9 protein-coding genes and 4 pseudogenes are annotated in these 9,618 nt (G+C 64.8%); 2 read left to right on the top strand and 11 right to left on the bottom strand.

The genetic code is table 11. From position 1 onward, the window contains the following. The first annotated feature begins 31 nt into the window (after positions 1 to 31). Positions 32 to 809: pseudogene (locus PVK37_RS30435) on the top strand (transposase family protein). Between the two features lie 54 nt (positions 810 to 863). On the opposite strand, the pseudogene PVK37_RS30440 reads toward PVK37_RS30435, so the two are convergent. The 3 pseudogenes from PVK37_RS30440 to PVK37_RS30450 form a co-directional block, all read right to left on the bottom strand. Continuing rightward, positions 864 to 1,046: pseudogene (locus tag PVK37_RS30440) on the bottom strand (IS110 family transposase); the annotation flags it as partial. 22 nt (positions 1,047 to 1,068) lie between these two features. After that, positions 1,069 to 1,781: pseudogene (locus PVK37_RS30445) on the bottom strand (transposase). Positions 1,782 to 1,895: 114 nt separating this feature from the next. Beyond that, positions 1,896 to 2,357: pseudogene (locus PVK37_RS30450) on the bottom strand (IS110 family transposase); the annotation flags it as partial. Here PVK37_RS30450 and PVK37_RS30455 point away from each other — a divergent pair. Next, positions 2,304 to 2,501 carry a hypothetical protein gene (locus PVK37_RS30455; protein ID WP_275031281.1) on the top strand — a complete coding sequence of 66 codons (198 nt, stop codon included), beginning with the start codon at positions 2,304 to 2,306 and terminating at the stop codon, positions 2,499 to 2,501. The pseudogene PVK37_RS30450 and the gene PVK37_RS30455 sit on opposite strands and share 54 nt — an antisense overlap. A gap of 125 nt (positions 2,502 to 2,626) precedes the next feature. Here the strand turns inward: PVK37_RS30455 and dbpB (PVK37_RS30460) are convergent, their stop codons facing one another. The 8 genes from dbpB (PVK37_RS30460) to queC are packed head-to-tail and all read right to left on the bottom strand — an operon-like array spanning position 2,627 to position 9,601. Then, positions 2,627 to 3,778, bottom strand: a complete 1,152-nt coding sequence (gene dbpB, locus PVK37_RS30460; protein ID WP_275031282.1) for a DGQHR domain-containing protein DpdB — start codon at positions 3,776 to 3,778, stop codon at positions 2,627 to 2,629. Next, positions 3,775 to 5,016: a tRNA-guanine transglycosylase DpdA gene (gene dpdA / locus PVK37_RS30465; protein ID WP_275031283.1), complete on the bottom strand. Its 1,242-nt coding sequence runs from the start codon at positions 5,014 to 5,016 to the stop codon at positions 3,775 to 3,777. The genes dbpB (PVK37_RS30460) and dpdA overlap by 4 nt, the downstream gene beginning before the upstream one ends. Continuing rightward, a complete protein-coding gene (gene dbpB / locus PVK37_RS30470) occupies positions 5,013 to 6,155 on the bottom strand; it encodes a DGQHR domain-containing protein DpdB (RefSeq protein WP_275031284.1) in 1,143 nt (380 codons plus the stop codon). The genes dpdA and dbpB (PVK37_RS30470) overlap by 4 nt, the downstream gene beginning before the upstream one ends. Next, positions 6,152 to 7,096, bottom strand: coding sequence for a hypothetical protein (locus tag PVK37_RS30475; protein WP_275031285.1), 945 nt, complete (start codon positions 7,094 to 7,096; stop codon positions 6,152 to 6,154). The genes dbpB (PVK37_RS30470) and PVK37_RS30475 overlap by 4 nt, the downstream gene beginning before the upstream one ends. Further along, positions 7,096 to 7,896: a GTP cyclohydrolase FolE2 gene (gene folE2, locus PVK37_RS30480; protein ID WP_275031286.1), complete on the bottom strand. Its 801-nt coding sequence runs from the start codon at positions 7,894 to 7,896 to the stop codon at positions 7,096 to 7,098. The genes PVK37_RS30475 and folE2 overlap by 1 nt, the downstream gene beginning before the upstream one ends. After that, complete coding sequence (gene queD / locus PVK37_RS30485) at positions 7,896 to 8,255, bottom strand: 6-carboxytetrahydropterin synthase QueD (RefSeq protein ID WP_275031287.1); 360 nt, start codon at positions 8,253 to 8,255, stop codon at positions 7,896 to 7,898. Before queD ends, folE2 begins: the two co-directional genes overlap by 1 nt. Beyond that, on the bottom strand, positions 8,252 to 8,890 hold the full coding sequence (queE, locus tag PVK37_RS30490) for a 7-carboxy-7-deazaguanine synthase (RefSeq protein ID WP_275031288.1): 639 nt from the start codon (positions 8,888 to 8,890) through the stop codon (positions 8,252 to 8,254). Before queE ends, queD begins: the two co-directional genes overlap by 4 nt. 6 nt (positions 8,891 to 8,896) lie before the next feature. Then, on the bottom strand, positions 8,897 to 9,601 hold the full coding sequence (queC, locus tag PVK37_RS30495; protein WP_275031289.1) for a 7-cyano-7-deazaguanine synthase QueC: 705 nt from the start codon (positions 9,599 to 9,601) through the stop codon (positions 8,897 to 8,899). Positions 9,602 to 9,618 lie beyond the last annotated feature (17 nt).

Consider the following 9,618-nt stretch of genomic DNA (forward strand, 5'->3'; position numbering starts at 1 on the left):
CCGTGGCCGGTCCATGGTGGATCATGTCCGGGTGCAGGTGATCGCGGCAGCCCGCCCGGAGTGGTTCTTTCCCTTCACTGGGCTGCAGCCCGCCCAGTTCCGCCGCCTCGTTTGGCTGGTCGCCTAGCGTGGCGGTGACGCGATCGCTGACGGTCGGCCGGGCCGGCAGTGGTCTCTCGATCTCGCCGACCGGGTATGCTGGTGGCCGCGTACTGGCGCACGAACCTGACGATGCGGCAGATCGGCCCGCTGTTCGGGGTGTCGCACTCCGCTGCGCATCGGGTCATCGACACCGTCGGCCCCCTGCTCGCTCTGACGCCGGGGCGTCGGCGTCGGGTCGAGCAGATCACCATCGTCGACGGCACGCTCATCCCGACTCGGGACCACCGGCTGGCCGCCCCGAGCAAGAACTACCGCTACAGCACGAACCTGCAGGTCGCCATCGATGCCCACACCCGCCTCGTCGTCGCCCTCGGTGATCCGCAACCCGGCAACCGCAACGACACCATCGTCTACCGCACCAGCGGCATCGACCAGAAGCTGGCCGGACGGCCGGTCATGGCCGACGGCGCCTACCGCGGCAACCCGAGGTGATCATCCCGTACCGCAAGCCCGCCGACGGCAGCGAGCTACCCGAGTGGAAGGCGGACCTGAACAAGCAACACCGCACCGTCCGCGCGCAGGTCGAACACGCCCTGGCCCGCATGAAGACTTTCAAGATCCTGCGCGACTACCGGCGTGCCGCCAGCACATTGACCGACACCGCATCCGGCATCGCTCATCTCCACAACATCATCGTTGCCGGCTGAACGTCGACCGTTGACCGGCCAGGCTTTCACCGAGTGACGAGACATCCTTTAGCCACGTTGTCGCAAGACACCCCGGAGGCTGTCAGCCGGGCGGCGCAGGATCGTCTCGGCTGCATGGGTGCCGGGGACAGTGACGTTCTGCTCGTCGAGTGCGGTCATGATCTGCTCGACGAGGCGTACGCCCATGCGTGGCGCGTGGACGGCGGCGATCGAGAGCAGATTGCGGCGGCCGGCCTTCTAGGGCCTGTGTCGAAGTCCGTCACAGCCACTCGTTGATGGCGGCAAGGTGGATGGTGGCCTCGTAGCGGACGGCGAGCTTGTCGAAGCGAGTGGCCACCGCGCGGTGGCGTTTGAGCCGGTTGATGCCGCACTCCACGGCGTGGCGCTGCTGGTAGATGTGGGGGTCGAAGGCCGGCGTCCGGCCGCCCTTCGACCCCTTCTTACGCCGGTTGGCGTCCTGGTCGGCCTTGCTCGGGATGGTCGCGGCGTTCCCGCGTCGGCGCAGGTAGGCCCGGTTGGCCTTCGACGTGTACGCCTTGTCGGCCAGCACCCGGTCCGGTCGGGTCCGTGGACGGCCGACGCCGAGGCGAGGAACGCGGATGGCGGCCAGGACGGGGATGATCCCCCTTTTCCGCGCCCCGGCAGCATGCTGGTGGAGTCGACGCTGACGTCCCAGGTGACGCGTCCCGCCGAGTCGGCCAGGGCCTGCAACACGGTCAGCATCCGCTTCCAGGTTCCATTGCGCTGCCACCTGCGGAACAGGGCATACACCGCCGACCAGGACCCATAGTGGGCTGGCACGTCCCGCCGCGGAGCGCCGACCCGGATCCGCCACCGGATCCCGTCGATCAACTGCCGCCTACTCCATGATGACGGACGACCGGGCCGCTTCGGTACCGGCAGCAGCGGCTGCAGCACCGCCCACTGCGCGTCGGTCAGGTCGTGCCGCCTCGTCACCGCTAGGGTGTCCACGAGGTCTCCGGTATTCAGGTTCTGCTTGGTCGCTGAACCATCTACCGGAGACCTCGTCACATCTCGACCACCGACACGCGAAGATCCTCAAGCGGGCTCAAGCCATGGCCCCGACTTCGACACAGGCCCTAGCCCGACGGGGCCGCCGCAGCGCGACAGCAACTTCAGGACCGCCTTGTGGTGGACCTTGGGCCTAGGACTCGCTCCAGAGCGGGATGGATCTGCGTCAGCAAGCCACGGATCCGGTTAGATAAGCGGGTGGCTTCGCCTACGAGAGCGTCGTCGAAGCCGAGGAGGACCTCCAGTTCGGCCATGGTCTCGTCGCCGACGTCGACCCGCCGCAGTGTGTGGGGCAAGGTGCGGGCCGCGTCAGCGATGACATAGGCATCCCCCCGGGCGTAGGCCTTCGCCGAAGCGGGGCGTAGGTCAGCGATCCGGCGCATCGCCAGACCGGGCAAATAGGCCACCTGATGACCACACGCCCGAGTGACCGCGACCGGCAGCACCGATCGAGGCCGGCTGATGGACCACTACCAGAATCCGGCCGTGCCGGGCGAGTTTGTCGAACAGGGCTTGCGAAAGCCATCCCGGCCGTTACTGCTCGATCTCCTGGACGCCGTACACGTCGGCGGCGTCAGCTTCAACGATCTTGCCGATTGGTATGAGTACCGGCCGGTCACGACGATCGGCCCAGCCGCGTACCGCTCCATCCACGAGTAGCGTCTGCCGCACCGGTCACTCATGAGGCGGACGCGTCGGCTTTGCGTCGCTGCTGGGGGCAGCGAAAGGTGCCCAAAAACCATAGGCGGGGCCCACGCTGCGTGCACCCCGCCTATTCACGGTTGTCAGCGCAGTTGAGGCACGCGGTAACGGTTCTGCAGCAGGTCCGCCACCCGCTGGATGTCTCGCGGGGTGTTCTGAATATCATTCCACTTGCGGACGGCACCGTCGAGGAAGGTCCATTCACCCTCGGTCCAGTGGCAGTCCTCGGCAACGGTCTTGAGGTCGGCGACGAACTCCTCGGTGCTAACGAGCTCTTGGCCATTGTCTCGGACGTGACTGATTGCGTCCATCAGGTAGCCCATGCTGATGATGCCGGCACCGTGCATGAGGCGGGATTTTCGGGACGGCTTGTTCCAGGCGTCGGGGAAAACCTCCTGCACTGCAGCCCAGAAGTTGTACAGCAGCGATAGCATTTCGCCGGTGCGGGGCAGGCCGTTGTCGTTGCGGTATCGGTACAGCGCGCCGTCGGAAAGGCTGTTTTCCAGCATCCGCAGCATCGAGTTGTCCTTGATGTACCCACCGGGGTTGGTGGGCGTCTGGATCATGCGGTGCAGCGGTGAGCGCAGGCTATCGAAGTTGAGCCGTTCCAGCAGGGTGGCCGGCAACTGCCGGACCCGCAGTGGGGTGGGCAGAGCGCCGGACGCACCCGGCAGCAACTCATGGATCAAGCCCTTGGGCAGCGCCTTCGTCGAGTTGACCAAGATGAACTGAGACCGCTGGTCGGAGGTCTCGCTGGTGATGAACGCGTTGACGCTGACCGGGAAACGGTCGACCCGGGCATCCCGAATTGCCGCGCAGCGCTGCTGGCCGTCCACGATGAAGCCTGGCCGCTCGTGCTCCGGACCATCGATCAGTGGGATAACCAAAGTGCCCGCCCGGACATAACCCGGCGCCTCGGGGACGTCGCCGGGGGCCGACTCAAACCGGACCCGCTCGTCGAACGCGATTACGATGGCGTTGGGCAGCAGAGGGCTTGCATCGGTCTCGATGTAACGCCGGATCGCAGCCACGTGGCTGAGCACCTCGGGCCGTTGATAGCCGTGCAGCTCGGTGTTTCGGTCCCGGCGAATCCGGGAGACCGTGGCGATCTCCGGTACCAACTTGCCGTCGACGGCGAAGGTGAAGAGGCTACGCCCGCGTCCTTGATCGATCTTCAGCGCCGGGAGCCGGAGTTCGTTCACCCTACCGGTGTCACGCTCGGAGGTCTCGGTCACGCGGGGTCCTTCCTTGCTTGTCGTGCTCGGACTTGCTGTTCGAAGACGTACAGGTTGTGGAACCCACGCCGTTTGTTGCGTTCGGATCCGCGAAAGATCGCGATCTCGATTCCGTGTTTCCTGCAGAGGTCGCAGGAGCAGTCTCGCCAGGGGCGGTCTGTGAGTGTCTCGCGGTACTGACTGCTGCGGTCGGACTTGCCGTCCCAGAGGTCGCTGTACTCCCGCAACGCCTCCACGACGGCTTCCACGTCCGTGTCGTCCTTGTCGAAGCGTCGGAGCTGGTCTAGCGCCTTGCGTTCCAACTCGATCGCCTTGCCCTGGCCGATCTCACCGGACCGGATGCGTGCCTTCAGCTTGGCGTTGCCGTCCACCTGAGGTACGCGTAGGGCGACATAGGTACGCGACGGCGTATAGAAGTTGTCCCGGTCGTCCTTGAACGCCTGCCGGAACGGCGAGGTACTGTCGAAGCTGGTGACTCCGCCCTCGGTGAATCTCGGAACGTCGTCACATCGGCTGACGCCCAGCAAGTGGACCTCCATACCGTCCTTAAGTACCGGTTTCACGGCTGCCAGACACGCCAGGATATCCCGTGACTTGAGCGGCACCATTCCGCCGAGCGCAATGTGACGGTAACCGAAATCCTGCAGCTTCTCGACCGCCGCGGCGTACGACTCCGGGCTCCAGCCTTGTGCCACTCCATACGGGGTAAACGTGACACCGCGCGCATCACAACGGTCACGAAACTTCTCCGCGAGTTCGAGCGTGATCCGCTGGCGCTTTGCCCAGCCCTTCTGCTCAGCCTCGTCGCTGCTGGCGGCCGGATCGTACTGGAAGATGACGTGGTCTACGGAGATCCCGTAGTCGAACCCGCATCCGTGATAGAAGTCAATCACCTCGTTCACCGTGTACGGCGGTTCCACCTCGGAGACGTAGGAGAACGCCCCACAGTCTCCCATGATCTTGAGGGGGGTGTTGCCGTGGTCAAGCCGGAAGAATCGGCGTGCGCCCTCCCGGTAGAGGCGGTGCCGCTGAGCGACGGTGTACTTCCCAGCGCTGCTGCCGACTTGGCCATCGACGATCGCCTTCGAGACCAGCAAGCCGTCGAACGGGGCTCCGGTCAGCACCTCGTGGGCATAGAGATCGTCGCGCTGCCGCACACGGAACGGATCGTGTTCCTCCGTAACGAAGTCGAAAGTGGGATCGACCTGGTCCTGACTGTCGGGGAAAAAGAACCTCACGCGAGTTCCGCCCGGGAGTTCCGGTGAACGCGAATGAGATAGCTGGACAACTCTTGAATGTGCCGATGCATGTTCTCTATCTCGTTCCATTGCATGTTGAGTTCGTCCCATTGACCCCCGGTCCAGCGGCAATATGGCGCGATGAGGGCGAGGTGCTGCCGAACAGTTTCGGAAGCGTTGGGACCACGAGGATCGACCACGCCGAGGATGCGGTCCATCAGCCGGCCCATCGCACGAATGCCGGCGCCGTGCATCAGCCTGCTCTTGCTTGCTGGCTTGCCCCACGCGTCCGGAAAAGTGTCCCGAACCGCTGACCAGTAGATGAACAAGGCCTGCAGGATGCCGTCGAAGTCGGTCTCGTTCCGGCTGACGTCCCGGTAGGGAAACAGGCATCCGGACGGTGAGGTGAGACTCTCATTCAGCATGTTGACAACCACGGTATCGGTGATGACCGCATGCGGCGCCTGGTCTCGCGCCGTGGAAGCGCGTTTGATCAGCCCGTACATCGGTGAAATGGGCTCTGTGTTGAGCACATCGCACAGCGCCGCCGGGGCCTTGCGAATCGCCAGCCGTGGAGGAAGTGGGCTGTCGACCTCGGGCAGCAGTTCGGTGACCAAACCTCGTGGGAGCGGACGGGTGTTGTTGACCCGCAAGAACTGGTCGCGCTGCAGGCTGACGCTGTCGGCAACGAACGCGGTCACCGGCACAGGGAACTCGCTGCGGTTGGTTCGTGACAGGGCAAGTGCACGCTGTTGGCCGTCCACGATCCAGGCAGGTTTTGTTTTCCCCTTAGCCGGCAGCGGAATCGTCAGACGGCCGGAGGTCGCGAGCCCATCACTGGCCCCCGGACCTCGGCTCGACTCGAATCGGCTTCGCGACGATAGCGCCAGGATTATCGGGTTAGGAAACAGTGATCCGTCGGTGTTGAGGTACTCGATGATCTCGGCGACGTGGCGACGCACCTCCGGTCGTTGGTACCCGATTAGGCTGCCGGCCTCGTCTCGGCTTACCCGGGAGATATCGGCGATCTGCAGAACCTCGTCGGCACGCAGGGCGAACATGAACATCGGGTACTTGCCGGTCTGCTCGATTCGGAGCGCACGACGGACCAACTGCGTGGCTGAGGAGTTGGCGGTCATCCTGCTTCCGCCATGATCTCGGCGAACAGGCCGTGGAAGCGGGCCTGCTCGCAGGACTGCCCCGCAGCACGCAGACGCCGCAGCAGGCTCGTGGCCGTGCTCGGGCCGTCGCTGAGGGACTGTCGAATGTAGTTGCGAACCTCTTGGTCGCCTAGCTTCTGGCCGACGGGCCGGCGGGCCGGATCGGGCGGTGCCGACTGGGCGGTCTCCCGAGCAAGCTTGCGTAGCACGCTGAATCTTAGGTTGTCGCCCGCTGCGATGAGCAGGTGCGTAGCGGTACGGACATTGAGCGCTTGCATGCTGCCGCCGACCACCGGGCGCAGCGCGGCTGTGACCGGCACGACGAACTCGTCAAGTTCCGCACATCGCTTGGGCGGCCCCAGGATCGCGAACTGCTCCCGATCGGCTAGGCCAGCGGCGGCGTCCTGGAGATCCTCGCTGCATGCCCGCATGTATGACTCGGACAGCACCGCGATGATGGTGGACCGCGGATCCCGCCGGGCCAAATCGGCGAACGATCGCGACGCGTCGGCGGCCGGCCACTCCCATCGGGTTAACTGCCGCCACCACTCCCGCATCGCGGCCGGCGACGAACCGGCGGAATCGTCCCCGCCGGGAGCAAACGTGGCCGAGTACGGAACGAGCTGTGCGTCCATCGACACAAGGCCGTACCCTGCGGAGCAGACCCAGAGGTGAGCGGCGCCGTTTACAGCCTGGTGGAGGGCACGGACCGCCTGCCAATGCTCTCCGCCGTAGAGGTCGATCGCGGGGATGCGCGGTGTAGTGGCGACGAGTCGTTCCGCCCAGATCGGGAATCGCTCCGCCTCGGGGTGATCTCGGAGATCTCCGAGCCGAAGGCCTTTGGGAATCGGGGCTCTTTTTCGGTTAGCGCAGGTGACGATGATGTGGATCGGCAAAGCGCCCGCTGCCACGCTGGACATCACACGTCCCCGGTGGCAGCGGTCGTCGTCCAGCCTAACTGCGCATAGGCAGCGTGATTGTGGATGCTCTCGTCGTTGACAACACGCACCCGGAAGCGGGCGACTCGAGCGTCTTGCCGCAGTGCGACCGCAACATGGCGCGCCATGTCCTCAACGAAGACCGGGTTGTCGTACCCGGTCATGGTGACGTGCCTTTCGTCGGGACGCTTCAGGAGCGCGTATACCGGCGATGACCCCGAGGCCTCCGCGACATCGATAAGGTCGTCGAACCAGATCTGCGATTGATGCTCCGGCGCTGCCGCAACGGTGACGTAACCGCGCTGGTTGTGTGCGCCCCGGTCGCTGATTGCCTTGCTGCAGGGGCAGACGCTGGTCACCGGGACTCGGACCTGAAGCTCCAGCGATGTACCATAGTCGCTCGAAGTGACCGATAGGCTACATTGATACTCGGAGAAAGACAGGGCTCCAGTCACCGGTGCCGGGCGCTCGAGGAAGTACGCGAACGATAGCCGGACCTGGGCCTTATCGGTGCCGAGCCGGGTCCGGACGTCCTCGGCCAGGCTCAGCGCGCTCGCCCGGTCGAGTTGGTCCCGCCAGGCGTGCAGTACCTCGACGAAGCGGCTCAGGTGTGCGCCCTTAACGTCCGCGCCGATGCCGACCGACATGTCGACGGTAGCGACCGTCTCGCGTTTGACGCCCTGCCCGTCGGCGATCAGCAGCGGGTACCGCAGGCCCTCGATGCCGACTTCGTCCAGGGCGACGCCCCGCTCGTCCGGCAGTCCCTGCACGTCTGGCAACATCACGGCTTTCCTTGATAGAGGCAGCCTGAGGTGCAGGTCTCGCGAACCATCACGGCAGACAGCGGCAGTTTGTCGATGAGCCGGTCCCAGATCCAGCGGGCGAGCACCTCGCTGGTCGGGTTCTCCAGCCCCGGCACCTCATTCAGGTAGTAGTGGTCGAGTTGGGCATGCAACGGCTGGAATGCCTTTTTTAGGTCGCCGAAGTCCATCAGCCAACCGGCTTGCGGGTCAACCTCGCCGGTGACGTGCAGTTGAATTCGATAGGAGTGACCGTGCAACCGGGCGCACTTGTGGCCTTCGGGCACGTTGGGCAGCCGGTGGGCGGCCTCGAAGGTAAACTCCCGGAATATTTCCATCATGCGATTCCTATGTATTTGTGCGTTTGTAGACTTAGACGCCATTGCGGATGCTTCATACAGTAGCGGACCGCCGCTTCGGTGTTTGCCACTCGGGCCGGCCCGTCCATTGGTTGAAGCATGAAGTGCTCGAACTCCAGGTCTTCGAACATTTCGGGTTCGGCCCCGACCTGCGGGAAGACTAGTTTCAAGTCGTGTCCGCGGGTCAACACCACCGGTGCACCAGCTTTCGGGCTGACGCAGATCCAGTCGAGACCGGCCGGGGCCGGCTGCGTCCCGTTGGTCTCGACCGCGACCTCGAAACCGGCGTCATGAAGGGCATGCACGGCATCGTCGTCGAGTTGCAGTAGCGGCTCGCCCCCGGTGCAGACGACATAGGGCTTGCTCCGCTCGTGTGGCTCACCTGCCCAGGCCCGGGTCACCGCAGAGGCCAAGTCCGCCGCAGTGTGGAAACGCCCGCCACCAGGACCGTCGGTGCCGACGAAGTCGGTGTCGCAGAACTGGCAGATGGCCCGATGTCGATCCTTCTCCCGGCCGGTCCACAGGTTGCAACTGGTGAACCGGCAGAACACGGCCGGCCGGCCAGCATGCGAGCCTTCACCCTGCAGGGTGTAGAAGATCTCCTTGACGCGGTACATCACTGATCACCTGGCGGCAGGTGCCAGAGCCGGGTCAGTGAGACCAAGCCCCGCGAACCCGCGGCCCCGCAGCAGGCATGAGTCGCACGTCCCACACGCCCGGCCGTCAACCGGGTCGTAGCAACTGTGCGTCAGGGAGTAGTCGACGCCTAACTCCAGCCCGCGGCGGATGGTCTCCGCCTTGGTCAACTCGATGAGCGGAGTGTGGATCCGCAGGCGCTGGCGACCTTCCACGCCGGCCTTCGTCGCCAGGTTCGCCATGGTTTCGTAAGCCGCGATGAACTCGGGACGGCAGTCCGGGTAGCCGCTGTAATCGAGCGCGTTCACCCCGATGAACACGTCGCAAGCAGCAAGTGTCTCCGCCCAGGCCAGGGCGAAGGACAGGAAGATTGTGTTACGTGCGGGCACGTAGGTAACTGGGATGTCCTGGCTCACGTCATCAACGCTGCCGTAGTGCGGCACCTCGATCCCGTCGTCTGTCAGCGCGGAGCCCCCGAAGGCGCGCAGGTCGATGTCGGCAATGACGTGGTTACGGACCCCGAGCTGCTTCGCGACCGCACTCGCGGCGTCCAGCTCGACCGTATGACGCTGTCCGTACCGGAAACTCAACGCGTAGGCCTCATATCCCTCATGCAAGGCCATCGCGAGCACCGTAGCGGAGTCAAGGCCGCCACTGAGCAGGACCACCGCCTTCTGCTTCGTCTCAGACATACGCTTCGTCTGCCTTC

It is taken from the genome of Micromonospora cathayae (assembly GCF_028993575.1).
Classification (GTDB): domain Bacteria; phylum Actinomycetota; class Actinomycetes; order Mycobacteriales; family Micromonosporaceae; genus Micromonospora; species Micromonospora cathayae.